Below are 24313 nucleotides of genomic sequence, written 5' to 3'. Positions count from 1 at the left end.
TTGGTATCTGCTCATGCCCGTTGCTCCTGAATGGCCTGACGTTGAGAAAACACCCGAGCCAACACGTGTTCGCGGGTTTCGATAAAACGGGGATCGGACTTGATCGCCCGTGCCGATTCGCCTGTGCTGTAGCGCTGGCCGAAGTCGAGCTTGAGGTGCTCGACGATTTGCCCCGGATTCGGCGCCAACAGGATCAGGTCGGTGGCGAGGAACACGGCTTCCTCGATGTCGTGGGTGATCAGAAACACCGGTTTGGCGCTGCGCTGCCAGACTTGCAGCAACAGCTCTTGCATCTGTTCACGGGTGAACGCATCCAGCGCGCCGAACGGCTCGTCCATCAGCAAGACCCGTGGGTCGGCAGCCAATGCGCGGGCCAGGCCTACGCGCTGTTTTTGGCCGCCCGACAGTTGCCAGATACGGCGATTTTCGAACCCGGCGAGATCGACCAGCGCCAGCATGTCACGGGCTTTGGCTTCACGTTGCGCGCGAGGGACGCCAGCAAGCTCCAAGCCGAACGCGACGTTGGCGAGTACGTCCTGCCACGGCAGCAAGGCATCGTCCTGAAACACCACGCCACGTTCCGCGCTGGGGCCTTTGACCGGAACGTTGTCGAGGGTGATGCGACCGGCGCTTGGCTCGACGAAGCCTGCGATCAGGTTCAACAACGAAGTCTTGCCGCTGCCGGAAGGGCCGAGGGCCACCAGCAGCTGTTGCGGGCCGAGGCTCAGGGAAATGTCGGACAGTACCGGCTCGGCCGCACCGGGATACTGTGCGCAGATGCGCTCCAGCTTTAACAAGGCCATGGCGATGACTCCGCTTCTATATAAGGAACTGACACGTCCTCTGTAGGAGCGTGGCTTGTCCCGCGACCGGCTGCGAAGCAGTCGTAAACCCTCCAAATGCAACACGCCTGAGGCACCGCATTTAGTCGATTTACTGCCGCTTCGCGGCAGGTCGCGGGACAAGCCGCGCTCCTACAGTCAGTTGCGTGGCGTTATTGGGTAACAAACTTCGCGCTGACATACGGCGTGTAATCCGCCAGCACCGCATCGACTTTGCCTTGCTCTTTCAGGAAGGCAGCGGTCTTGCCGATGGCTTCGGTGGTCGGTGCGCCCAGCTCTTTCGCCTGATCCGCCGCCAGCGGGTAGACGTTGCCTTCCAGCAGGCCCGGGATGTCAGTGGCTTTGGCGCCGGACAGCTTCACCAGCTTGTCGACGTTGCTGGCGTTGGCGATCCAGGCCGCCGGGTCTTTGCGGTAATCGGCGTAGGCGTCGAGAGTGGTCTTGGCGAAGGCTTTGACGATTTCAGGATGCTTGTCGGCGAAGTCCTTGCGCACGATCCAGGCGTCGAAGGTCGGTGCGCCAATTTTGGCCAGTTCGCCGGAGGTGATCAGCACTTTGCCGGTTTCCTTGGCGACGCCCAGCGCCGGGTCCCATACGTACGTGGCGTCGATGTCACCGCGTTTCCAGGCGGCGGCGATGGCCGGTGGCGCAAGGTTCAGGATGGTCACTTTCGTTGGGTCGATGTTCCAGTGCTTCAGCGCTGCCAACAGGCTGTAGTGCCCGGTTGACACGAATGGGACGGCGATCTTCTTCCCGACCAGATCCTGCGGGCTGTTGATGCCTGCGCCATTGCGCGCCACCAGCCCTTCGGCGGCGCCGATCTGGGTGGCAATCAGGAAGGTTTCCACCGGAACTTTGCGCGTCGCCGCTGCCGTCAGCGGGCTGGAGCCGAGGTAGCCAATCTGCACGTCACCCGAAGCAATGGCCGTGATCACGTCGGCGCCGTTATCGAATTTGCGCCAGGAAATGTTTGAGCCCGTGGCTTTCTCATACGCGCCATCGGCCTGGGCAACCTTGGCCGGGTCCACGGTGGTCTGGTAAGCAACGGTGAAATCCGCAGCCTGGGCGAGCAGGGCAGAACCGGCCAGCGACAGGGCCGCCAACAAGCGAAGGGGTTTGAGCAGTTTCATGGTGAGGCTCCGGATCAAGTCAGACCGAGGGACTGAATGAGGCGAAGCGTAAATGATCTAAGAAACGCCAAATAAATAACCTTTTGGCATGAGCTTAGAGAGGAAAGTAGAGCTTGGACCGACCCCTGACAGCGAAATTCGGAAAAGATGCGGATACACTTTGACCGTTCATCGAAATGTCACATTCTGTAAATACGATCTGCCCGCTCGTCTGAAGGAAGCTGCGGAGCGCTTGCCTGCATCCGGCTGAAACCTGAGGGAAGGGCTATCAGTGATCTTGTAGCGCGCTAGGTGGCAGGTGTGCCTGTTAACTGACGAGTCAGAGACGCAATATTAAAAAATTAGACAGATAGCATGGTGACAACTGTAACAATTGCGTCTACGTGGTTATCAAGGTCTTTATTTTCAACGGCTTATCTACCTTATTCTCATCCTGTTTCGCACGGCGACCATGACTGGGCAGTCGAGTTCCGGTCGTACGATGTGCAGAAACCAATCGATCTGACGAACGGGATGTAAATATTTTTTGGGAATTAGGTAAAGACGCCGATACACTCCGCAACGGACGGCTGAAACGACTTGTGACATATAACTGCGCGGCATAAAAGCAGGTCTACAAAGTCTTTTTAGGTTTAAAGGATTTCCCTTACCTTGCAGCCAGCTGTTAACGCGGTCTAGTCAATTAGTCTTGGGGCCATTGACTCGCCGAGTCAGGTCCAGCGCTAATCGCGCATCCGCGGTCTTGAGCCTTCGGTCTCGATACCAAGGAACTACAAAAATTAGATTCAAGAGGAGCGATACACAATGAAGAAGTCCACCCTGGCCTTGGCCGTATCCGTAGGTGTAATGGCCACTCAGGCTGGTGCAGCTGGTTTTTTTGAAGACAGCAAAGCCACAGTCAGTTCCCGCACCATGTATTTCGAAAACGACAACCGCGAGCAGTTCGGCGCCGCCAAGGCATCCGACCAGCGTGAAACTGCGGAAGGTCTGATCTTCAGCTTCATCTCTGGCTACACCCCAGGCACTGTTGGTTTCGGTCTGGATGTACAGAGCCTGGTCGGTATTCACTTGGGTGGTGGTATCACTCACCACGGCACTGGCACCTCGAACACCTTCTTCCCGACTGACACCGATGGTTCGTCGGTTGATGACTGGTCGCGTACTGGCGCCAACTTCAAGGCCAAGATCTCCAAAACCGAGTTGAAAGTAGGTACTGCTCTGCAGCCTAACCTGCCAATTCTGGTGGCGAACGATGGTCGTCTGCTGCCGCAGACCTTCCAGGGTGGCATCATCCAGTCGAAGGACATCGACAACTTCACGCTGACCGCCGGTAAGATCACCCAAGGCGCAAGCCGTGCATCCAGCAACTACGCCGGTCTGGCGACTGCAGGCGGCACCAAGGGCTCCAACAGCTTCACCTTCGCCGGTGTCGACTACAAAGTCACCAAAGACCTGACCTTGCAGGCTTACCACTCCGAGCTGGAAGACTACTACAAGCAGAACTTCTTCGGTCTGGTGCACATTCTGCCAATCGCTGACGACCAGTCCTTCAAGACTGACCTGCGTTACTTCGACAGCAGCTCCGACGGCAAGAACGGCGAAACCGGTTATGTCTTCAACAACAACGGCGGCTATGCCAAGCACGCTGGCGAAGTTGACAACAAAACCTGGTCTGCCATGTTCACGTACACCCTTGGTGGCCACTCTCTGATGCTCGGTCACCAAGACGTGGGCGACGACGGCGGCTTCGTGTGGATGAGCAACGGTAACGTGGCTGACGGCCGTGGCCGTCCAGACGGTGAAGGCGGTTCCAGCTTCTACCTGTTCACTGACTCGATGATCAACCAGTTCGCACGTGCCGGTGAGACCACTAACTTCGGTCAATACTCCTACGACTTCGCACGTCTGGGCGTTCCAGGTCTGAAAGCGGCATTCGCTTACCTGAAAGGTACCAACATCAAGTCGCAGCGTGGCAACTTGGGCGACAGCTCCGAGTGGGAACGCGACATGCGTATCGACTACGTGTTCCAGGAAGGCCCACTCAAAGGCTTCGGCGCTACCCTGCGTCGTGCTAACTACCGTGGCGACTTCTCGGGTACCAACGCGCAGAACGCCCACATCGCTGACCAAGACCAGACTCGTCTGATCTTCAACTACACCTACGCTTTCAAATAAGCCGGGTCAGTTGAAAAGAGCCCCGCTTCGGCGGGGCTTTTTTATGCCTGTAATAAAGGGTTTTTACTTATTTATATAGCCAAAAAATCGTACGACATGACCACTCGGTCTTTCAGTTTCCGTGAATTCACAGGCAGAGTATCTCCAGAACACACACAACAAAGGAGCTGACTGCATGAGCCTCAAACTTGGCGACATCGCCCCCGACTTCGAACAGGATTCCAGTGAAGGCCGCATCAAGTTTCACGAGTGGCTGGGTGACAAGTGGGGTGTGTTGTTCTCCCACCCTGCCGACTTCACGCCCGTATGCACCACTGAGCTGGGCTTCACCGCGAAACTCAAAGACGAGTTCGAGAAGCGCAATGTGAAGGCGATTGCGCTCTCCGTTGACTCGGCTGAATCCCACGTGAAATGGATCGACGACATCAACACGACCCAGAACACGATCGTGAACTTCCCCATCCTGGCCGACGCCGACCGCAAGGTGTCTGACCTGTACGACCTGATTCACCCCAACGCCAGTGAAACGCTGACCGTGCGCTCCCTGTTCGTGATCGACCCGAACAAGAAAGTGCGCCTGACCATCACGTATCCGGCCAGCACCGGGCGCAATTTCAATGAAATCCTGCGGGTGATCGATTCGCTGCAATTGACCGACAGCCACAAAGTCGCGACGCCTGCGAACTGGATGGATGGCGACGACGTAGTCATCGTGCCGTCGATCAAGGATGAAGAAGAGATCAAGCAACGCTTTCCAAAAGGCTATAAGGCCGTCACGCCATACCTGCGTCTGACCCCACAGCCCAACCGCTGAAATTCTGTTTCAACCACGACATTCGGGCCGATCTATCGGCCCTTTTTTTTAAGGCCTCGAATCCATTCCTCTGGATGAAATGATGGACCTGGGGGAGCGAATTCATTCGCGAATGGCCAGTCCCGTCGATACACATTTTTCGCCAGGGACATTGCATCGCGAGTGAATTCGCTCCTACAGACAGTACGCGTCGTCCGGAAGATTCTTTATATTCAATTTGGTGCTAACCAAATGAAGAAATATGATTTTAGAGAATAAACAACCCCTGTTATGGTTTCACCGTCCTGGCGAAATCGCTGGCAATGAATCCCATCCACACCTTACTTGCCCGCCATCGGACAAGCAGGTGCCACCTAAAAGCTACAAGCAAAGGAGCGTGCCATGCGCACTGTCATTTTGCGTCGAGGCCTGGTCGCTCTGTTTGCTGCGGCGGTGTCCTTCGGCGTTTTAACTCAAGCTCAAGCCGATACCTTGCGCATCGGCTATCAGAAGTACGGCACGCTGGTCCTGCTCAAAGCCAAAGGCTCGCTGGAAAAGAAACTGGCTGAGCAGGGCGTCCAAGTGCAATGGACTGAATTCCCGGGCGGCCCTCAGTTGCTGGAAGGTCTCAACGTCGGCTCCATCGACTTCGGCGTGACCGGCGAAACCCCGCCGGTGTTCGCACAGGCCGCAGGCGCCGATCTGCTGTACGTGGCCTCCGAGCCGCCTGCGCCGACCAGCGAAGCGCTGCTGGTGCCCAAGGATTCCCCGATCAAATCGGTGGCAGACCTCAAGGGCAAAAAAGTCGCGTTGAACAAAGGCTCTAACGTGCATTACCTGCTGGTGCGCGCGCTGGAGGAGGCGGGTCTGAAATACAGCGATATCCAGACCGTCTACCTGCCACCGGCTGACGCCCGTGCCGCTTTCGAGCGTGGCGCGGTCGATGCCTGGGTCATCTGGGACCCGTACCAGGCCGCCGCCGAACAACAGCTTCAGGCACGCACCCTGCGCAATGGCACTGGCATCGTCGACAACAACCAGTTCTATCTGGCGACCAAGCCTTACGCACAGCAGCATCCGAAAGTGATTCAAACGCTGGTCGAAGAAGTCCGTGCGGTGGGCGAGTGGTCCAAGGCCAACCCCGATGACGTGACCAAACAAGTCGCGCCGCTGCTCGGCCTGCCAGAAGACATCACCAAAATCTCGGTGAAACGCCAAGGTTACGGGGCGCTGTTCATCACCCCTGAAACCGTCGCAGCCCAGCAGAAAATCGCCGACACCTTCTATCAACTGAAGTTGATCCCTAAACCGCTCAGCATCGCCGATGTGATCTGGACGCCACCTGCTGCTGTCGCGAAAGCGCAGTAAGCCTCGGCATTAAGAGGAGACAACTCCATGAGCGTGGAAAGAATCACTCACAGACTGGCGCCCTGGTTGCTACCGGTCTTGTTGCTGGCGATCTGGCAACTGGCGGTCAGCGCCGGTTGGCTCTCCACCCGAATCCTGCCTGCGCCAAGCGCGGTCATCGAAGCGGGTGTGACGCTGGTGCGCAGTGGCGAAATCTGGACCCACCTGGCGATCAGTGGCTGGCGTGCGGGCATCGGCTTCGCCATCGGCGGCAGCATCGGCCTGACGCTGGGCTTCATCACCGGCCTGTCGAAATGGGGCGAACGCCTGCTCGACAGCTCGGTGCAGATGATTCGTAACGTGCCGCACCTGGCGCTGATCCCGTTGGTGATCCTGTGGTTCGGCATCGACGAAAGCGCGAAGATTTTTCTGGTCGCACTCGGCACCTTGTTCCCGATTTACCTGAACACCTACCACGGCATTCGCAATATCGACCCGGCGCTGGTGGAGATGTCCCGCAGCTACGGCCTGTCAGGTTTCGGCTTGTTCCGTCACGTGATCATGCCGGGGGCGATGCCTTCGATTCTGGTGGGCGTGCGATTCGCATTGGGCTTCATGTGGCTGACGCTGATCGTGGCCGAAACCATCTCGGCCAGCTCCGGCATCGGTTACCTGGCGATGAACGCCCGCGAGTTTTTGCAGACAGATGTAGTGGTGCTGGCGATCGTGCTGTACGCGGTGCTCGGCAAATTGGCAGACCTCGCGGCGCGCGGTCTGGAGCGGGTCTGCCTGCGTTGGCACCCGGCGTATCAAGTGGCAAAAGGTGGCGCACGATGAGCAATCTCCAACAACCGGCAAACCTGTTGCGCGGGATTCCCCTGCAAGTGCGCAAGCTGAAGAAAACCTTCGGCTCGCGTGAAGTCTTGAAAGACATCGATTTGCACATCCCGGCCGGGCAATTCGTGGCCGTGGTCGGTCGCAGCGGTTGCGGCAAAAGCACCTTGCTGCGCCTGCTTGCAGGGCTTGATCGGCCCACCAGCGGCCAATTGCTCGCCGGAAACGCCTCGCTGGCCGATGCGCGGGAAGACACCCGCCTGATGTTTCAGGAAGCGCGTTTGCTGCCGTGGAAGCGCATCATCGACAACGTTGGGATTGGTCTGAGCGGCGACTGGCGTGACAAGGCGCTGGAAGCCTTGGCCGCCGTGGGCCTGGCCGAGCGTGCCAATGAATGGCCAGCGGCGTTGTCCGGTGGTCAGAAGCAACGTGTGGCCTTGGCTCGCGCTTTGATTCACCAGCCTCGCCTGTTGTTGCTGGACGAACCGCTGGGCGCGCTGGATGCCCTGACCCGGATCGAGATGCAGCAACTGATCGAAGACCTCTGGCAAAAGCATGGCTTCACCGTACTGTTGGTGACCCACGACGTCAGCGAGGCGGTTGCCATCGCCGATCGCGTGTTGCTGATCGAAGAAGGCCGCATTGGCCTTGATCTGCAAGTGGACCTCGCTCGACCGCGCGCCCGTGGCTCGTATCGACTGGCAGCCCTGGAAACCGAAGTGCTCAACCGCGTCCTGTCGCTGCCTGGCAGCCCGCCCGAACCCGAACCGACTTCACCGCTGCCCACGCAACTGCGTTGGGCCAACTAATCCGGATGCAATACTGCACTCGGCACTGATCTCACAAAGGAAGACCTATCATGACTATCAAAGCCATCAACGTTCGTAACCAATTCAAAGGCACCATCAAGGAAATCGTCACCGGCGACGTCCTGTCCGAAATCGACGTACAAACCGCTTCCGGCATCGTCACTTCCGTGATCACCACCCGCTCGGTCAAAGAGCTGGAACTGGTCGTCGGCAGCGAAGTGATTGCCTTCGTAAAATCCACCGAGGTGTCGATCGCCAAGTTGTGATCGATGCGTTGTGAACAACCCCGACGGGCGCGAGCCCTTCGGGGTTTTTTGCTTCTGGACAAGCCGTTTTTCAAGGCACGTCGGGCTGTTTGGTGAGGTGCTGGCACGGCGCCTCCTGTCATTTCTGCCAGCTAGGCAGCGCTGCGAATACCTCATAGCCTGACTTCGTCTGACGGATGTATCGCCGTGGTGAAAGAGGCCTGATGCGCCTTTGCGAATTGATCGGACTCAAGGGGACTTGGCCTCATGGCATGGACGGAGAACGATCATGAACAAAGGTAAAAAAGCAGCTGTCTCGAAGGTTTTCGAGGTTCCATTCGATGTGTCATCGAACAAGAAGCATGAAACGATCACAGCGTTAAACGCGACCAGAGACAAGCTGTACGTGACAGATAGCAGTTACGACCTGCCATCAGTATTCGTGGCGCGACTCGGGCTAGACGGGTCAGCAGACAATGGGTTTGGCGGCCCGGATGGATGGCGGAGCGAGGAGCTGCCCGGTAGTTGGACATACCCATTCAAACCCGCCGGGCTCGTCCCGCGAGGTTCAAATACCGACGAAGGTGTCATCGCCGGGCTGCAACTGGAGGGCGCGCTGGGACTGGTTTGTTTCAATGCTGATGGAACGCTGAATACAGGTTTTGGCACCGGCGGCAAAGTTGTGCATAGAGTTCGCCCGCCCATCGTAGGCGAGCGCAAAGCCCCCACAGACGCCGCCCACCGCAATAGCGAGGTTCAGACCACTGGCAGCGCAGGTGTACTGGCTGGAGCTGAAGACGGCAGGCTTTACGGTTTGATTGGTCAACGGTTTGGCAGCTCGGGCACCTTGATGCGCATCATGGAGAATGGGCAGTTGGATAGCGCATTTGGTGAAGGCGGGATGGTGGTCGTCAAATACCAAGACAAAGCTACGGGGCCGGTCGGAATGGTCTGGGACGGGAGGGGCCGAGGAGTGACAGTGATCGGAACCATCGGCAATAGGCTGTCGGGATTTGAGCTGTTCCTCGCCCGCTATTCATTTAATGGCCAACTGGATGAAAGTTTCGGCAATGAAGGCTTTGTGTTGTTCCGTCCTGCCGATCTAGGCCTGCCTGGTAACCCATTTCAGATGGAGTTCAACTACGTCGTGCGTCACCAGGACGGTGGATACTTTGTGGGCGGTAATGTCATGGATAACGGCGTGTCGGGTCTCGTCGTGCGGGTAGACGTCAACGGCCAGAAGGTCGAGAGATTCAACGATGGTAAGCCTGTACTGTTTCGGGTGCCTAACCCCGCAGTGCCCGGAGCCTGTCTGGATACCGACTTCATCTACGGCGGCGCAAGTGTTCAATTCAACGGCAAGCTTGTGATCGGTGGTGGCGTCGAGGACAGGTCTTCAGGTTATGCCCGCGCAATGCTCGTGGTGCGTTTCACAGATGAAGGCAGAGTCGATACGTCCTTCGCGCCAGACGGATGGCTGACGTTCAACCCCGATATTCCATCCGGAGGGGAGGCCAAGGTTTCGTTCATGCGCAATCTGCTCATTCACTCTTCAACCGACGAAACGATTTACGCATCGGGAGACGGAGGGCCGGACGATAATCTGAGCTCGCTAAGAGGGTTCATCGCAGAGATCAAGTAACCGTACTTGACTTCGGCAAAAACGGCGGCAAATAAAGCCCCAAATAAGCATCGAATACCCGCTGGCCTTCTTCGGCCATGCGCGGGGTGATGCTGTCGTGCAGTTGGACTGAGCGGGCGTAGACGCGGTCGGCCAGTTCCAGTGCCAGAGCAAACACGTCGACGTCGTCAGGCAGTGCCGGGAGCTGAAAGTGCTTGGCGAACAGTTCGTGCATGAGGTTGCCGAGTTCGATGTCGTGCTGGCGGTCGGCCTGGGTAACTTCGGTCAGGCCGTGCTGCGCGAGGATGAGCTGGCGAGCGGCAGCGTCTTCGCTGTAGATGTTGAGCATGCGCGTTTCGACCAGTCGAGACAGGTCATGCCAAGTGCTGAGCAGAGCGTGATCGATGGGCTGTTGCAGGCTGTCGCGGAAGGCGCTGTGGATGTCTGCCGTCAGACCTTCCAACAGAGCAGGCACGCTGGCGAAGAAGTGGTAAACCGACGACGGAGGAATCCCCGCGCGCTCGGCCACGCTGTAGATCGACAGGCTCGCCACGCCATCCGACGCGAGCAGCGTACGGGCGGCATCAAGGATCGAATCGATCCGGGCCTGGCTACGTGCGCGGGGTTTACGAGGTGTGGCGGGGCGGGTCATCGAAGCGTCTCGGCGTTGAGGTCCGGGGCATTGTACGCGAGGCATGAATTCGTGGCGCCCGGGTGACCGCCTTCGCGAATAAATTCGCTCCCACAGATCGTGCAACGCCGTGATATTTCAGAAATACACATGATCCCTCTATGCGCCGCGATATTTCAGAAATACACAGAACCCTTGTGGGAGCGAATTCATTCGCGAAAACTGGCACAGATGGCCTATCCATCCAGACCTTGTTTCTGCCGTCTAAAATAAAAAACGCCCCTGACCTTGCGGTTCAGGGGCGTTCTTTTTATTTCACACAGCCTTCACACGGTGTGCAGATACCAGTTGTACTCAAGGTCGGAGATGGAGTGCTCGAACTCCTCCAGCTCACTTTCCTTGCACGCAACGAAGATATCGATGTACTTCGGATCGATGTACTTGGCCATGACTTCGCTGTCGTCCAGCTCACGCAAGGCATCGCGCAAGTTGTTCGGCAGGCTCTGCTCATGCTGCTCGTACGAGTTGCCTTCGACAGGCGCACCGGGCTCGACCTTGTTGGTCAGGCCGTGGTGGATGCCCGCCAGAACAGAAGCCATCAGCAGATACGGGTTGGCATCGGCACCGGCCACGCGGTGTTCGATACGCACGGCATCGGCTGTACCGGTCGGCACACGAACCGCGACCGTCCGGTTATCCAGCCCCCAGGTTGGCGAGTTGGGCACGTAGAACTGAGCACCGAACCGGCGATACGAATTGACGTTCGGGCAAAGGAACGCCATCTGCGCCGGTAGGGTCTCGAGCACACCGCCGATCGCATGACGTAATGCGGCGTTCTGCTCGGGATCCTCGCTGGTGAAGATGTTCTTGCCATCGCGATCCAGGATCGAGATGTGGACGTGCAGACCGTTGCCCGCCTGACCTGGGTAAGGCTTGGCCATGAAGGTGGTGTCCATCTCATGGTCGTAGGCGATGTTCTTGATCAGACGCTTGAGCAGTACCGCGTAGTCGCAGGCTTTCAGTGCGTCGGCAGTGTGGTGCAGGTTCACTTCGAACTGCGCCGGGGCACTTTCCTTGACGATGGCGTCGGCCGGGATGCCTTGCTCTTTCGCACCTTCCAGAATGTCCTGGAGGCAATCGACGTATTCGTCGAGGTCGTCGATCAGGTAGACCTGTGTCGAGTGCGGGCGTTTGCCGGAAATCGGCGAGCGTGGCGGTTGTGGACGACCGTTCACGTTCTCCTGATCGATCAGGTAGAACTCCAGCTCGAACGCCGCGCAGATGGTCAGGCCCATTTCATCGAACTTGGCCACCACCTGACGCAACACTTCACGTGGATCAGCGAAAAACGGCTCGCCTTCCAGTTCGTGCATGGTCATCAAGAGTTGTGCGGTAGGACGCTTCTGCCAGGGCTCATTGCAGAGAGTGTCGGGGATGGGATAACAGATTCGGTCAGCGTCACCGATGTCCAGACCCAGGCCGGTGCTTTCCACCGTCGAGCCGTTGATATCCAGTGCGAAAAGAGAAGCTGGGAGGTTGATGCCTTTTTCGTAAACCTTATGGAGGCTGGTGCGTTCGATGCGCTTGCCGCGCACCACTCCATTCATATCTGCAATCAGAAGGTCAACGTATAGAACCTCAGGATGTTCCTTAAGGAACGCGTTCGCTTCGTTGAGCTGAACGGCACGCGGGGGTACCGACATGATGCAACACCTTTGTTGTTGAAAATATCAATCATCGAGCATTACGGGGTTCAGTCAATCCGAAAGCCCTGATGAAGTCAAGAGAGCCCTGTTTTGCCCTAAAAGGGCGCCGTGAGGCCATTTTTGCCGCACTTTAGGGCGGTTTTTAACCGTTGGAATCGATAGGAGCTGCGAACTTGAGCGGGGCGTGTTTTATTTTTTACGGGGTTGTTGTGTAAAAAAATGAACAAGGCTAAGCTCGGTCGCAACCCATAACAGCAATAACACCGGGGGTCACATGTCTCGCCTTCCGCTGATCGGCATCACTGCCTGTACTCAGCAAATTGGCTCGCATGCCTATCACATCAGTGGTGATAAATACGTCCGGGCAGTCGCCGTCGCTGCCAAGGGCCTGCCGCTGATTCTGCCGTCTCTGGCAGAGCTCCTCGACCCGGCCGATATCCTCTCGGTGGTCGATGGTTTGCTCTTCACCGGTTCTCCCTCCAACGTCGAACCCCATCACTATAGTGGGCCCGCCAGCGCGCCGGGTACTGCTCATGATCCTGAACGCGATCGCACCACCTTACCTCTTATTCGTGCTGCTGTGGCCGCTGGCGTGCCTGTATTGGGCATTTGCCGCGGGTTTCAGGAGATGAACGTGGCATTTGGCGGTAGTCTGCATCAAAAGGTTCACGAGACTGGAACGTTCATGGATCATCGTGAACCTGAGAACGAACCCGTTGAAATTCAATACGCTCCGAGCCACCCGATGCACATCGCACAGGGCGGAATTCTCGCCGGATTGGGACTTGCGAAAGAAATTCGTGTCAATTCAATTCACGGGCAGGGCATCGAACGTCTTGCGCCGGGTCTGCGCGTCGAAGCCACGGCCCCGGATGGCTTGATCGAAGCCATTTCCGTACCGCCGGGCGCGCCTTTTGCTTCATCTGACGTGTTTGCATTGGGCGTTCAATGGCATCCGGAGTGGCAGGTCACGCAGAACCCCGACTATCTTTCAATTCTTCAGGCATTTGGCGATGCCTGTCGAAAGCGGGCAACACAACGCGACGCGTAAGCGTCCAAAGCGCCTGGCGATCATGATGGTCGCCAGAGTAATGAACCCCTGAGGTATTTATGAGTACCAACCTCGACCAGCTCACCGATTGGTTGAAAGAACACAGGATTACCGAAGTCGAGTGCATGATCGCCGACCTCACCGGTATCACGCGCGGCAAAATCTCCCCGACCAACAAGTTCATTGCCGAGAAGGGCATGCGCTTGCCGGAAAGCGTATTGCTGCAGACCGTGACCGGGGACTACGTCGAAGACGACATCTATTACGAATTGCTGGACGCTGCGGACATCGACATGTTCTGCCGTCCTGACCAGAATGCGGTGTTTCTGGTGCCTTGGGCCATTGAGCCCACCGCGCAGGTGATTCACGACACCTACGACAAGCAGGGCAACCCGATTGAGCTGTCCCCGCGCAACGTCTTGAAGAAGGTTCTCAAGCTCTATGCCGATCAAGGCTGGCAGCCCATCGTGGCGCCGGAGATGGAGTTCTACCTGACCAAGCGCAGCGACGACCCCGATTACCCGTTGCAGCCGCCGGTGGGCCGCTCGGGTCGTCCGGAAACCGGTCGTCAGTCGTTCTCCATCGAAGCCGCCAACGAGTTCGACCCGTTGTTCGAAGACGTCTACGACTGGTGCGAGCTGCAGAACCTCGACCTGGACACGCTGATTCACGAAGACGGCACCGCGCAGATGGAAATCAATTTCCGTCACGGTGACGCGCTGCATCTCGCCGACCAGATTCTGGTGTTCAAACGCACCATGCGTGAAGCCGCGCTCAAACATGACGTGGCCGCGACCTTCATGGCCAAGCCCATGACCGGCGAGCCTGGCAGCGCGATGCACCTGCACCAGAGCATCATCGACATCGAGACCGGCAAGAGCATCTTCTCTAACGAAGACGGCACGATGAGTGAGCTGTTCCTGCAGCACATCGGCGGTCTGCAAAAGCTGATCCCCGAGCTACTGCCGCTGTTCGCGCCTAACGTCAATTCGTTCCGCCGCTTCCTGCCCGACACCTCGGCGCCCGTGAACGTGGAATGGGGCGAGGAGAACCGCACCGTCGGCCTGCGCGTACCGGATGCGACCCCGCAAAACCGCCGCGTTGAAAACCGCCTGCCCGGCGCTGACGCCAACCCGTATCTGGCGATTGCCGCGAGCCTGCTGTGCGGCTTCATTGGCATGGTCGAAGGCCTCAATCCGAGTGCGCCAGTGGTGGGCCGCGGTTACGAGCGCCGCAACTTGCGCCTGCCGTTGACCATCGAAGACGCGCTGGAGCGGATGGAAAACAGCAAGACGGTCGAGAAATACCTCGGCAAGACCTTCGTGACCGGCTACGTCGCCGTAAAGCGCGCCGAGCACGAAAACTTCAAGCGTGTGATCAGCTCGTGGGAGCGGGAATTCCTGCTCTTCGCCGTCTGAAGATCACGGGCGCCATCGAGCCTGAGAAGGCCGATGGCGCCACACGCGATACGCAGCTAATGGAGTGGTTTCATGAGTTCCAACAACCCGCAAACCCGCGAATGGCAAGCCCTCAGCAGTGATCATCACCTGGCGCCGTTCAGCGACTTCAAACAGCTTAAAGAGAAAGGCCCGCGCATCATCACCAACGCCAAGGGCGTTTACCTGTGGGACAGCGAAGGCAACAAGATCCTCGACGGCATGGCCGGTCTGTGGTGCGTAGCGGTCGGCTACGGTCGTGAAGAACTGGCCGAAGCCGCCAGCAAACAGATGCGCGAGCTGCCGTATTACAACCTGTTCTTCCAGACCGCTCACCCGCCCGCATTGCAACTGGCCAAGGCGATTTCCGACATCGCTCCGCAAGGCATGAACCATGTGTTCTTCACAGGTTCCGGCTCCGAAGGCAACGACACCGTGCTGCGTCTGGTGCGCCACTACTGGGCGATCAAGGGCAAGCCGAGCAAGAAAGTCATCATCAGCCGCATGAACGGCTACCACGGCTCTACCGTGGCAGGCGCGAGCCTGGGCGGCATGACCTACATGCATGAGCAGGGCGACCTGCCGATTCCGGGCATCGTCCACATCCCGCAGCCGTACTGGTTCGGTGAAGGCGGCGACATGACCCCGGACGAATTCGGCATCTGGGCGGCTGAGCAACTGGAAAAGAAAATCCTCGAACTCGGCGTGGACAACGTCGGTGCGTTCATCGCCGAGCCGATTCAAGGCGCAGGCGGTGTGATCGTTCCGCCTGACACCTACTGGCCGAAGATCAAAGAGATACTTGCCAAGTACGACATCCTGTTCGTGGCCGATGAAGTGATCTGTGGCTTTGGTCGCACCGGCGAGTGGTTCGGCAGCGATTTCTACGACCTCAAACCTGATCTGATGACCATCGCCAAGGGCCTGACCTCGGGCTACATCCCCATGGGCGGTGTGATCGTGCGTGACGAAGTGGTGAAGGTGCTGAACGAGGGCGGTGATTTCAACCACGGCTTCACTTATTCAGGTCATCCGGTGGCTGCGGCAGTGGGGCTGGAAAACATCCGCATCCTGCGCGAAGAAAAGATTGTCGAGCGCGTGAAGTCGGAAACGGCACCCTATTTGCAAAGACGTTTGCGTGAGCTGAGCGATCATCCGCTGGTGGGTGAAGTGCGGGGCGTCGGCCTGCTCGGCGCCATCGAACTGGTGAAAGACAAAGCCACTCGCGCGCGTTACGTGGATCAGGGCGTGGGCATGATCTGTCGCACTTTCTGCTTCAATAACGGACTGATCATGCGTGCGGTTGGAGACACGATGATCATCTCGCCGCCGCTGGTGATCAGCTTCGCCGAGATCGATGAGTTGGTGGAAAAGGCCCGCAAATGCCTGGACCTGACGCTGGCCGAATTGCAGCGGTTGTAAACGATTCCCTCTGTAGGAGTGACCGGGGCGCCACTCCGGTCACTCCTACAGAGAGCGTTTCGCCGGGTGCAGATGAAATCTTTGAAAGCTAAGCAATAAGGCAGGCCGCTCTGCTTGTAAGCCCGCCCAGGAAATTGCCAGACTAACGGTTGTTTTAGTCGCCGCTAACATAAAAACATTGGAGCTGTACGCATGAAGAAATTTGGCAAAACCCTCCTCGCCCTGTCCCTGATGGGCGCAGTGGCCGCAGCGGCACACGCCGATGACAAAGTTCTGCACGTCTATAACTGGTCGGACTACATCGCGCCAAACACCATCGCCGACTTCGAAAAGGAATCGGGCATCAAAGTGGTGTACGACGTCTTCGACAGCAACGAGACCCTCGAAGCCAAATTGCTGGCAGGCAAGTCGGGCTACGACATCGTCGTCCCGTCCAACAACTTCCTCGCCAAGCAGATCAAGGCCGGTGTTTATCAGGAGCTGGACAAGTCCAAGCTGCCTAACTACAAAAACCTCGACGCTGCGCTGTTGAAAGCCGTGTCCATCAGCGACCCGGACAACAAGCACGCCTTCCCGTACATGTGGGGCTCGATTGGTATCGGCTTCAACCCCGATAAGGTCAAGGCTGCTCTGGGCGCCGAAGCACCGACCAACTCCTGGGACCTGCTGTTCAAGCCAGAGAACGCCGCCAAGCTGAAAGGCTGTGGCATCAGCTTCCTCGATTCGCCGACCGAAATGCTGCCAGTGGCGCTGCATTATCTGGGTCTGCCGACCGACAGCCAGAAGAAAGAAGACATCGAGAAAGCTGAAGCGCTGTTCAAGAAAATCCGCCCTTCGGTTACCTACTTCCACTCGTCCAAGTACATCTCGGACCTGGCCAACGGCAACATCTGTGTCGCCGTGGGTTACTCGGGTGACGTGTACCAGGCCAAGGCCCGTGCTGAAGAAGCCGGTGGCAAGGTCAAGGTCAGCTACAACATTCCGAAAGAAGGTGCTGGCAGCTTCTACGACATGGTCGCCATTCCTAAAGACGCCGAAAACGTCGAAGGCGCCTACAAGTTCATGAACTTCATCCTGCAACCTAAAGTGATGGCCGAGATCACTAACGCCGTTCACTTCCCGAACGGCAACAAGGCTGCGACCGAGTTCGTCGATAAAGAAATCACTTCGGACCCAGGCGTTTATCCACCTGCCGACGTGCTGGCCAAGTTGTATGCGATTGCTGACCTGCCTGCAGCGACTCAGCGTCTGATGACCCGCAGCTGGACCAACATCAAATCGGGCAAGTAAGCCGGACTGAAACGTGTCGATGAATAACGGCACGTGATCAGCCTTGTAGGAGTGACCGGGGTGGCGCCCCACCTTGCTCGCGAAGATGGTGCGTCAGTCATCATTCGTGTATTTGACACACCGCAATCGCGAGCAAGCTCACTCCTACAGCTCCCACTGCGGGCTGAAATAAAGTTTTTTTGCGAGATGGGTTCAACGAAGGTAAGTTGCGCGCCGGATTTGTCACAGGCAGTCGTTACTGTCGTCGGCCAGGGCAACATGCCCACCTACTAAAAGGGACTGCACACGTGTCTATTTCTTTGTTTTCAAAGGGCTTATTACTCGGAGCCGGCCTGACGCTCGCCGTCGGCGCCTACGCGGAATCCACCGTCCGCATTTATAACTGGTCCGATTACATCGGCACCACGACCCTCGCGGATTTTGAAAACACCACGGGGATCAAGACCAAGTACGACGTCTTCGACTCCAACGAAACCCTGGAAGGCAAACTGCTCGCCGGTCACACCGGTTACGACGTGGTCGTCCCTTCCAACCACTTCCTTGGCAAACAGATCAAGGCCGGTGCGTTTCAGAAACTCGACAAATCGCAACTCCCCAATTATTCCAACCTCGATCCCGAACTGATGAAGCGCCTGGAGAAAAACGATCCGGGCAATCAGTACGCCGTGCCGTACCTGTGGGGGACTAACGGGATCGGTTACAACGTCGACAAGATCAAGGAAGTGCTGGGCGTCGACACCATCGATTCCTGGGCCGTGCTGTTTGAACCCGAGAACATCAAGAAGCTGCAGAAGTGCGGCGTCGCGTTCCTCGATTCGGCTGACGAGATGATGCCTGCCGTGCTCAATTACATAGGCCTGAATCCTAACAGCACCGACGAAAAAGACTACAAGAAGGCCGAGGACAAGTTGCTCAAAGTGCGTCCTTACGTGACCTACTTCAACTCCTCCAAATACATCACCGACCTGGCCAACGGCGACATCTGTATCGCAGCGGGTTTCTCCGGCGACGTGTTCCAGGCCAAGGCTCGTGCAGCGGAAGCGGGCAAAGGCGTGAACATCGCTTACGCGATTCCGAAAGAGGGCGGCAACCTGTGGTTCGACATGCTGGCGATCCCGGCCGACGCGCCGGACGTGAAAGCTGCTCACGCCTTCATCAACTACATCCTCAAGCCTGACGTGATCGCCAAGGTCAGCGACCAGGTGGGTTACGCCAACCCGAACCCGGCGTCGGGCGAGCTGATGGATCAGGAAATCCGTAAAGACGAAGCGGTCTATCCGTCAGCGGACGTGCAGAAGCGGCTGTACGTCAACTCCGAGTTGCCACCGAAAATCCAGCGCGTGATGACGCGCAGCTGGACCAAGATCAAATCCGGTAAATAAAGACCTCGCGCCCGGTCATATCGGCCGGGCGCAAGCACAGTTGGGAGTTTCACCCATGGCAGTTGCCTCCGGCGCCTACAAAAAAGCCCTTGAGGGTGGTCAGCAACCTAAACAGGTGCTGGTCAAAATCGATCGGGTCACGAAAAAGTTCGACGAGACGGTTGCTGTGGACGATGTGTCGCTGCAGATCAACAAGGGCGAGATTTTCGCCCTGCTCGGCGGTTCCGGCTCAGGCAAATCCACGCTGCTGCGCATGCTCGCCGGTTTTGAGCGTCCCACCGAGGGCCGGATCTTCCTCGATGGCGTCGACATCACTGACATGCCGCCGTACGAACGTCCGATCAACATGATGTTCCAGTCCTACGCGCTGTTCCCGCACATGACCGTGGCGCAGAACATCGCGTTCGGTTTGCAGCAGGACAAGCTGCCCAAGGCCGAGGTTGAGGCCCGCGTGGCCGAGATGCTCAAGCTGGTGCAGATGACCCAGTACGCCAAGCGCAAGCCGCACCAGTTGTCCGGTGGCCAACGTCAGCGTGTGGCGCTGGCCCGTTCGCTGGCGAAGAAACCGAAACTGTTGCTGCTCGACGAGCCCATGGGCGCGCTGGACAAAAAACTGCGTTCGCAAATGCAGCTGGAGCTGGTGGAAATCATCGAACGCGTCGGCGTGACTTGCGTGATGGTGACCCACGATCAGGAAGAGGCCATGACCATGGCCCAGCGCATCGCGATCATGCACCTGGGCTGGATCGCGCAGATCGGCAGCCCGGTGGACATCTACGAAACCCCGACGAGCCGTCTGGTCTGCGAATTCATTGGTAACGTCAACCTGTTCGACGGCGAAGTCATCGAGGACATGGAAGGCCACGCGCTGATTCACAGCCCGGAGCTTGAGCGTGAGATCTACGTGGGCCACGGCGTCAGCACCTCCGTGGAAGACAAGCGCGTGACCTACGCGATCCGGCCCGAGAAGCTGCTGATCACCACCGAACAACCGACCACGCAATACAACTGGTCGCGCGGCAAGATCCACGACATCGCCTACCTGGGCGGCCACTCGGTGTTCTACGTGCAGTTGACGTGCGGCAAGCTGGTCCAGTCGTTCGTCGCCAACTCGGAACGCCTCGGCGCGCGCCCTACCTGGGACGACGAAGTGTTCGTCTGGTGGGAAGACGACAGCGGCGTGGTACTGCGCTCATGAAAATCCGAAAAATCAAACGTGCGCTCCATCGCATAACACCCACTGGCCGTCAGGCGGTCATCGGGGTTCCGTTCCTGTGGCTGTTCCTGTTCTTCGCGCTGCCGTTTCTGATCGTCATCAAGATCAGTTTCGCCGAAGCCGACGTCGCGATTCCGCCGTACACCGAGATATTCTCCTACGCCGAGCAGAAGCTCGACATCGTCCTCAACTTCGCCAACTACGCGTTGTTGACCGGTGACGACCTGTACATCTCGGCGTACCTCGGTTCGTTGAAGATGGCGTTCTTCAGCACCTTGCTGTGCCTGTTGATCGGCTATCCGATGGCCTACGGCATCTCCATCGCCCGCAAAGAAATGCAGACGGTGCTGTTGCTGCTGATCATGATGCCGACCTGGACCGCAATCCTGATCCGCGTTTACGCGTGGATGGGCATTCTCAGCAACAACGGCTTGCTCAACGCGTTCCTGATGTGGCTGGGCGTGATCAGCGAGCCCTTGCAGATCCTCAACACCAACCTCGCTGTTTACATCGGCGTGGTCTATTCGTACCTGCCGTTCATGATCCTCCCGCTGTATGCGAACCTGGTGAAGCACGACCAGAGCCTGCTGGAAGCCGCGTCGGACCTGGGTTCGAGCACCTTTAACAGCTTCTGGAAAATCACCGTGCCGCTGTCCAAGAACGGCATCATCGCTGGCTGCATGCTGGTGTTCATCCCGGTGGTGGGCGAGTTCGTCATCCCGGAATTGCTGGGCGGTCCCGAGACGCTGATGATCGGTAAAGTCCTGTGGCAAGAGTTCTTCAACAACCGCGACTGGCCGGTGGCGTCTTCGCTGGCGGTGGTGATGCTGTTGATCCTCATCGTGCCGATCATTCTGTTCAACCGTAGCCAGGCCAAAGAACTGGAGGGCAAGGCATGAGAGGCTTCCGATTCTCGAACCTGATGTTGGTACTGGGCCTGATTTTCATCTACGCGCCCATGGTCATCCTGGTGATCTATTCGTTCAACGCCTCGAAACTGGTGACGGTCTGGGGTGGCTGGTCGGTGAAGTGGTACGTCGGCTTGCTCGACAACACCCAACTGATGAGTGCCGTGATGCGCTCGCTGGAAATCGCCTGCTACACCTCGATTGCGGCGGTCGCCCTCGGCACCATGGCCGCGTTCGTGCTGACCCGCGTCACGCGTTTCAAGGGCCGCACGTTCTTCGGCGGCCTGGTAACGGCGCCACTGGTGATGCCCGAAGTGATCACCGGTCTGTCGCTGTTGCTGCTGTTCGTGGCCATGGCGCAATTGATCGGCTGGCCGCAGGAACGCGGCATCGTGACCATCTGGATCGCCCACACGACGTTCTGTGCGGCGTACGTGGCGGTGGTGGTGTCGGCGCGTCTGCGTGAGCTGGACATGTCCATCGAAGAGGCGGCAATGGACCTCGGCGCGCGTCCGTGGAAGGTGTTCTTCCTGATCACCATCCCGATGATCGCGCCGTCGCTGGCAGCGGGCGGCATGATGTCATTCGCTTTGTCGCTGGACGATCTGGTACTGGCGAGCTTCGTGTCCGGCCCCGGCTCCACGACGCTGCCGATGGAAGTGTTCTCGGCGGTGCGTCTGGGCGTGAAGCCTGAGATCAACGCCATTGCCAGTTTGATTCTGCTGGCCGTTTCGATCGCGACGTTCATGGTGTGGTTCTTCAGCCGCCGCGCTGAAAACAACCGCAGAAAGGCCATTCAGCAGGCCATCGAAGAAGCGGCAGCAGATGGCTGGAAACAACCGGATGTGCGTCGTGCGAAGGTGGTTGAGTCGGTCTGAATGGAGCAATCAGGCAGCGTTTTAACGGTGCCTGATTGATGCGGCGATCATTCTGTAGGAGCGTGGCTTGTCCCGCGACCGGCTGCGCAGCAGTCGTGAATCCTTACGCACTGGCCGTGTCAGGTACACTGCGTGCACAGGGTTTACGACGGGTTCCCCGCCGATCGCGGGACAAGCCACGCTCCTACGGTGATCAGCTTTTAGGCACCAACCTCAACATCTCTTTGCTATTTCCTGCCACATCTATCTCACTGAACCGCTCCGGCCTGTACTGGCCGTTGACGTAATCCTGCGCCTGATCCGCGTAGTGTTTGTCGAACAACACCCCGCTTTGTCCGACCGGGTTGATGCCTAGCGCATGCGCAGGGTCGGCGAAGTCGATCAGGCGGCGGGTCGATGGCCCATAGGTCACGGGCCATGGCGCGGGCGTGATGCTGGCCGACAGGTTGTTCGGCACCTCGTGGGTGCCCGGCGCGGCGAACTTGCCGACGTTGAACAGCCTGTCCAGCGGCGGCTGGCGTCCCAGCGGGTGTTCGTGGGTCAGGGTGTGCGCCTTGCCCCACGTCCACTCATCCGGATTCAGGCCGTACAGCGATTTCAGGTGAGAAACCGTGGCATGCCAGGCCACCTTCACGGTGTTGTCGCGGCTCTCCGGCTCGTTGGAGTTTCGATTGTTCCACCAAGGCGAGTTCGCATCGGCGGCCAGCCTTGGCAGCGCCAGGTCGATCACCCGCGTCGACAGTAAAGTTGCGAACATCCCGTCGCCCAATTCGTCGCGAAACGTCTGATTGCTGAGGTCATAGACGAATTGATTGAACAGCGCGGCGCCCACTGAATCCACCGGGTAATCGCCTTTCCAGGCCGCCAGGCGCTCAATCAAATCATGCTCTTCGGGATCGCTGATGACCCGACGCAACACGGGAATCAGTGGCGTGAGAATCTGCTGCGCGTAATCCGTCGTCGTGCCCAGTTGCAGCGCCTTGCTGTTGTCCAGGTTCCACTTCACCGAGGTGTCGCTCAGCTGTTTGTCCAGCTGACGGCCCCGTTCCGCGAGGTTGTAATAGCCCGGAATTTCCATGCCCGTTGGCGACACCGGTTGAAAGTTGGCCGAGACGATATAACCCCGAGCCGGGTTCTCTTCCTGAGGATTGGCGCTGAAGGGGTAGAAGCCGAGCTTGTCGGCCTGCTCGCCGCTGCCATCGAGGATAAAGGCCGGGTTCACGCCATTCGGGCGCACAGGCAACTGCGCCGCCGCCCACCAGCCGATGTCCCCTTTGGCATTGGCGTAAACCACATTCAAGCCGGGCGACTGAATCTTTTCGGCAGCGCCGCGCATCTTGTTCAGCGTGTCGGCGCGATTGGCTTCATAGAAGCCTTGCAAGATCGGGTTTTCGGATTCCAGGAAAGACCACCACATGGCGACCGGCGTGTCGGCGTGGTCCTGGATGCCGCTGGCGCTCAGCACGTCATTAACGATCGGGCCATGGGGCGATTGGCGCAGCGTGAAGGTGATCGGCGACTCGCCTTTGACCTTGATCTGTTCGGGGTGCGAGGTCATGTCTGCCCAGGCGCCGTGATACCAGACCTGATTGGGATTCTCCGGGTTCACCTTTTCCGCGATCAGGTCAACGTCGTCGTTCTGGAACATGGTCAGGCTCCAGCCGAAATCCATGTTGTGGCCCAGCAGAGCAAACGGGTTGAGCGCCTGAAAATGCCCGTAGAGCTCAAAACCCGGCGCCGACAGCTGCGCTTCATACCAGACTGCAGGCACCGAGAACCGGATGTGCGGATCGCCCGCCAGCAAGGGTTTGCCGCTTTGGGTGCGACTGCCGGACACCGCCCATGCGTTACTGCCCTCGAACTGCGGCAGGCCTGCGTCCTCCAGCGCCTTCGCGCTCAGTTGCGCCAGATCGCTCAGGCCTTTCCAGTCCTTGCTGCTCAACGTCGGGGAGGGGTGCAAGGCGCCTTGAGGTTGCCAGTCCAGATCAAAGACTTTCAGGTAATCCGGCCCCAGTTGATCGCGCACGTACGTCAGCAACGGCTCGGTGCGAAAGGCAGCGGCAAAACTGTAGGCCAGGTAACCGCCGATGCTCAGGGTGTCTTCAGCGGTGAATGGCCGCTTCTCGATGCCCAGCACGTCGAACTCGATGGGTTTGGGGTGGGTCGCCTGAAACTGGTTCACGCCGTCGAGGTAGGCTTGCAAGGCTTTCCAGGCGGGGGTGTTCTTGTCCTGCCGAGCAACGTAGGCGTCAGCGTGTTCGCGGATTCGCAGGCTGCGAAACAGTTTGTCGGTGTTCACCAGCTTGGGGCCAAGCACTTCGGCGAGCTCGCCACGGGCCAGCCGACGCAGGATTTCCATCTGGAACAGCCGGTCTTGCGCGTGGACGTATCCCAGCGTGCGATACAGATCGTCCTGATTTTCGGCCTTGATGTGCGGCACGCCGCGCTCGTCGTAGCGCACGCTGACCGGCGCATGAAGCTGCGCCAGAGCCACCTCGCCATCGCGCACAGGCTGCTTGCTGTGGACATACCAGGTTCCACCGCCTGTGATCAGAACGATCACGATGGCGATCACGGAAAGGCTGTGTTTCATCCGA

20 protein-coding genes are annotated in these 24313 nt (G+C 58.3%); 15 read left to right on the top strand and 5 right to left on the bottom strand.

Annotated elements, in window-relative coordinates; all coding sequences use genetic code 11:
- Positions 1–11: 11 nt before the first annotated feature.
- Both tauB and tauA read right to left on the bottom strand, forming a co-directional pair.
- The gene (gene tauB, locus ACWKWE_RS21550; protein ID WP_483851656.1) at positions 12–803 is read right to left on the bottom strand and encodes a taurine ABC transporter ATP-binding subunit; all 792 of its coding nucleotides are present in this window, start codon (positions 801–803) and stop codon (positions 12–14) included.
- Between the two features lie 191 nt (positions 804–994).
- Complete coding sequence (tauA, locus tag ACWKWE_RS21545) at positions 995–1972, bottom strand: taurine ABC transporter substrate-binding protein (RefSeq protein ID WP_483851655.1); 978 nt, start codon at positions 1970–1972, stop codon at positions 995–997.
- Positions 1973–2776: 804 nt separating this feature from the next.
- Between tauA and ACWKWE_RS21540 the strand changes: the two genes are divergently transcribed.
- The 7 genes from ACWKWE_RS21540 to ACWKWE_RS21510 all read left to right on the top strand — a co-directional run bounded on the left by ACWKWE_RS21540 (position 2777) and on the right by ACWKWE_RS21510 (position 9817).
- Entirely contained in the window at positions 2777–4147 is a 1371-nt protein-coding gene (locus ACWKWE_RS21540) for an OprD family outer membrane porin (protein ID WP_483851654.1), read from the top strand.
- A gap of 175 nt (positions 4148–4322) precedes the next feature.
- A complete protein-coding gene (locus ACWKWE_RS21535; RefSeq protein WP_483851653.1) occupies positions 4323–4961 on the top strand; it encodes a peroxiredoxin in 639 nt (212 codons plus the stop codon).
- A gap of 381 nt (positions 4962–5342) precedes the next feature.
- On the top strand, positions 5343–6308 hold the full coding sequence (locus tag ACWKWE_RS21530) for a sulfonate ABC transporter substrate-binding protein (RefSeq protein WP_166594239.1): 966 nt from the start codon (positions 5343–5345) through the stop codon (positions 6306–6308).
- Between the two features lie 27 nt (positions 6309–6335).
- Positions 6336–7124 (top strand): aliphatic sulfonate ABC transporter permease SsuC, encoded by a 789-nt coding sequence (ssuC, locus tag ACWKWE_RS21525; RefSeq protein WP_483851652.1) that lies wholly within the window; start codon positions 6336–6338, stop codon positions 7122–7124.
- Positions 7121–7930, top strand: a complete 810-nt coding sequence (gene ssuB, locus ACWKWE_RS21520; RefSeq protein WP_483851651.1) for an aliphatic sulfonates ABC transporter ATP-binding protein — start codon at positions 7121–7123, stop codon at positions 7928–7930. The genes ssuC and ssuB overlap by 4 nt, the downstream gene beginning before the upstream one ends.
- 50 nt (positions 7931–7980) lie before the next feature.
- Complete coding sequence (locus ACWKWE_RS21515) at positions 7981–8196, top strand: TOBE domain-containing protein (RefSeq protein ID WP_062379390.1); 216 nt, start codon at positions 7981–7983, stop codon at positions 8194–8196.
- 268 nt (positions 8197–8464) lie between these two features.
- Entirely contained in the window at positions 8465–9817 is a 1353-nt protein-coding gene (locus ACWKWE_RS21510) for a hypothetical protein (protein ID WP_483851650.1), read from the top strand.
- Here ACWKWE_RS21510 and ACWKWE_RS21505 read toward each other — a convergent pair.
- Together ACWKWE_RS21505 and ACWKWE_RS21500 are read right to left on the bottom strand one after the other, a co-directional pair.
- Positions 9810–10448, bottom strand: a complete 639-nt coding sequence (locus tag ACWKWE_RS21505) for a TetR/AcrR family transcriptional regulator (protein WP_483851649.1) — start codon at positions 10446–10448, stop codon at positions 9810–9812. The two genes, ACWKWE_RS21510 and ACWKWE_RS21505, sit on opposite strands and share 8 nt — an antisense overlap.
- Positions 10449–10753: 305 nt before the next feature.
- Positions 10754–12130, bottom strand: a complete 1377-nt coding sequence (locus tag ACWKWE_RS21500) for a glutamine synthetase family protein (protein ID WP_166594244.1) — start codon at positions 12128–12130, stop codon at positions 10754–10756.
- A gap of 277 nt (positions 12131–12407) precedes the next feature.
- Between ACWKWE_RS21500 and ACWKWE_RS21495 the strand changes: the two genes are divergently transcribed.
- The 8 genes from ACWKWE_RS21495 (at position 12408) to ACWKWE_RS21460 (ending at position 21716) form a co-directional block, all read left to right on the top strand.
- Entirely contained in the window at positions 12408–13184 is a 777-nt protein-coding gene (locus ACWKWE_RS21495) for a gamma-glutamyl-gamma-aminobutyrate hydrolase family protein (RefSeq protein ID WP_166594245.1), read from the top strand.
- Positions 13185–13243: 59 nt separating this feature from the next.
- The gene (locus ACWKWE_RS21490; RefSeq protein ID WP_166594246.1) at positions 13244–14602 is read left to right on the top strand and encodes a glutamine synthetase family protein; all 1359 of its coding nucleotides are present in this window, start codon (positions 13244–13246) and stop codon (positions 14600–14602) included.
- Positions 14603–14674: 72 nt separating this feature from the next.
- Positions 14675–16042 carry an aspartate aminotransferase family protein gene (locus ACWKWE_RS21485; protein WP_483851648.1) on the top strand — a complete coding sequence of 456 codons (1368 nt, stop codon included), beginning with the start codon at positions 14675–14677 and terminating at the stop codon, positions 16040–16042.
- 192 nt (positions 16043–16234) lie between these two features.
- Positions 16235–17332, top strand: coding sequence for a polyamine ABC transporter substrate-binding protein (locus ACWKWE_RS21480; RefSeq protein WP_483851647.1), 1098 nt, complete (start codon positions 16235–16237; stop codon positions 17330–17332).
- A 287-nt stretch (positions 17333–17619) separates the two neighbouring features.
- On the top strand, positions 17620–18714 hold the full coding sequence (locus ACWKWE_RS21475; protein ID WP_483851646.1) for a polyamine ABC transporter substrate-binding protein: 1095 nt from the start codon (positions 17620–17622) through the stop codon (positions 18712–18714).
- Between the two features lie 55 nt (positions 18715–18769).
- On the top strand, positions 18770–19912 hold the full coding sequence (potA, locus tag ACWKWE_RS21470; RefSeq protein ID WP_401146085.1) for a polyamine ABC transporter ATP-binding protein: 1143 nt from the start codon (positions 18770–18772) through the stop codon (positions 19910–19912).
- Entirely contained in the window at positions 19909–20829 is a 921-nt protein-coding gene (locus tag ACWKWE_RS21465; protein ID WP_166594251.1) for an ABC transporter permease subunit, read from the top strand. Before potA ends, ACWKWE_RS21465 begins: the two co-directional genes overlap by 4 nt.
- Positions 20826–21716 carry an ABC transporter permease subunit gene (locus tag ACWKWE_RS21460; RefSeq protein ID WP_483851645.1) on the top strand — a complete coding sequence of 297 codons (891 nt, stop codon included), beginning with the start codon at positions 20826–20828 and terminating at the stop codon, positions 21714–21716. The genes ACWKWE_RS21465 and ACWKWE_RS21460 overlap by 4 nt, the downstream gene beginning before the upstream one ends.
- Positions 21717–21909: 193 nt before the next feature.
- Here the strand turns inward: ACWKWE_RS21460 and ACWKWE_RS21455 are convergent, their stop codons facing one another.
- Complete coding sequence (locus ACWKWE_RS21455) at positions 21910–24309, bottom strand: penicillin acylase family protein (protein ID WP_483851644.1); 2400 nt, start codon at positions 24307–24309, stop codon at positions 21910–21912.
- Positions 24310–24313 lie beyond the last annotated feature (4 nt).

It is taken from the genome of Pseudomonas salicis, assembly GCF_057128705.1.
The sequence above is the reverse complement of the archived record's forward strand: the minus strand, read 5'-3'. Positions and strand labels throughout refer to the sequence as shown.

Bases quoted from the DNA above. Each gene is read 5' to 3' on its own strand.
- ACWKWE_RS21510 (WP_483851650.1), top strand. From the start codon at position 8,465: ATGAACAAAGGTAAAAAAGCAGCTGTCTCGAAGGTTTTCGAGGTTCCA.
- ACWKWE_RS21490 (WP_166594246.1), top strand. From the start codon at position 13,244: ATGAGTACCAACCTCGACCAGCTCACCGATTGGTTGAAAGAACACAGG.
- ACWKWE_RS21460 (WP_483851645.1), top strand. From the start codon at position 20,826: ATGAGAGGCTTCCGATTCTCGAACCTGATGTTGGTACTGGGCCTGATT.
- tauB (WP_483851656.1), bottom strand. From the start codon at position 803: ATGGCCTTGTTAAAGCTGGAGCGCATCTGCGCACAGTATCCCGGTGCG.
- ACWKWE_RS21505 (WP_483851649.1), bottom strand. From the start codon at position 10,448: ATGACCCGCCCCGCCACACCTCGTAAACCCCGCGCACGTAGCCAGGCC.
- ACWKWE_RS21485 (WP_483851648.1), top strand. From the start codon at position 14,675: ATGAGTTCCAACAACCCGCAAACCCGCGAATGGCAAGCCCTCAGCAGT.
- ACWKWE_RS21495 (WP_166594245.1), top strand. From the start codon at position 12,408: ATGTCTCGCCTTCCGCTGATCGGCATCACTGCCTGTACTCAGCAAATT.
- ACWKWE_RS21455 (WP_483851644.1), bottom strand. From the start codon at position 24,309: ATGAAACACAGCCTTTCCGTGATCGCCATCGTGATCGTTCTGATCACA.
- ssuB (WP_483851651.1), top strand. From the start codon at position 7,121: ATGAGCAATCTCCAACAACCGGCAAACCTGTTGCGCGGGATTCCCCTG.
- ACWKWE_RS21515 (WP_062379390.1), top strand. From the start codon at position 7,981: ATGACTATCAAAGCCATCAACGTTCGTAACCAATTCAAAGGCACCATC.
- potA (WP_401146085.1), top strand. From the start codon at position 18,770: ATGGCAGTTGCCTCCGGCGCCTACAAAAAAGCCCTTGAGGGTGGTCAG.
- ACWKWE_RS21535 (WP_483851653.1), top strand. From the start codon at position 4,323: ATGAGCCTCAAACTTGGCGACATCGCCCCCGACTTCGAACAGGATTCC.
- ACWKWE_RS21530 (WP_166594239.1), top strand. From the start codon at position 5,343: ATGCGCACTGTCATTTTGCGTCGAGGCCTGGTCGCTCTGTTTGCTGCG.
- ACWKWE_RS21480 (WP_483851647.1), top strand. From the start codon at position 16,235: ATGAAGAAATTTGGCAAAACCCTCCTCGCCCTGTCCCTGATGGGCGCA.
- ACWKWE_RS21500 (WP_166594244.1), bottom strand. From the start codon at position 12,130: ATGTCGGTACCCCCGCGTGCCGTTCAGCTCAACGAAGCGAACGCGTTC.
- ACWKWE_RS21540 (WP_483851654.1), top strand. From the start codon at position 2,777: ATGAAGAAGTCCACCCTGGCCTTGGCCGTATCCGTAGGTGTAATGGCC.
- ACWKWE_RS21465 (WP_166594251.1), top strand. From the start codon at position 19,909: ATGAAAATCCGAAAAATCAAACGTGCGCTCCATCGCATAACACCCACT.
- ssuC (WP_483851652.1), top strand. From the start codon at position 6,336: ATGAGCGTGGAAAGAATCACTCACAGACTGGCGCCCTGGTTGCTACCG.
- tauA (WP_483851655.1), bottom strand. From the start codon at position 1,972: ATGAAACTGCTCAAACCCCTTCGCTTGTTGGCGGCCCTGTCGCTGGCC.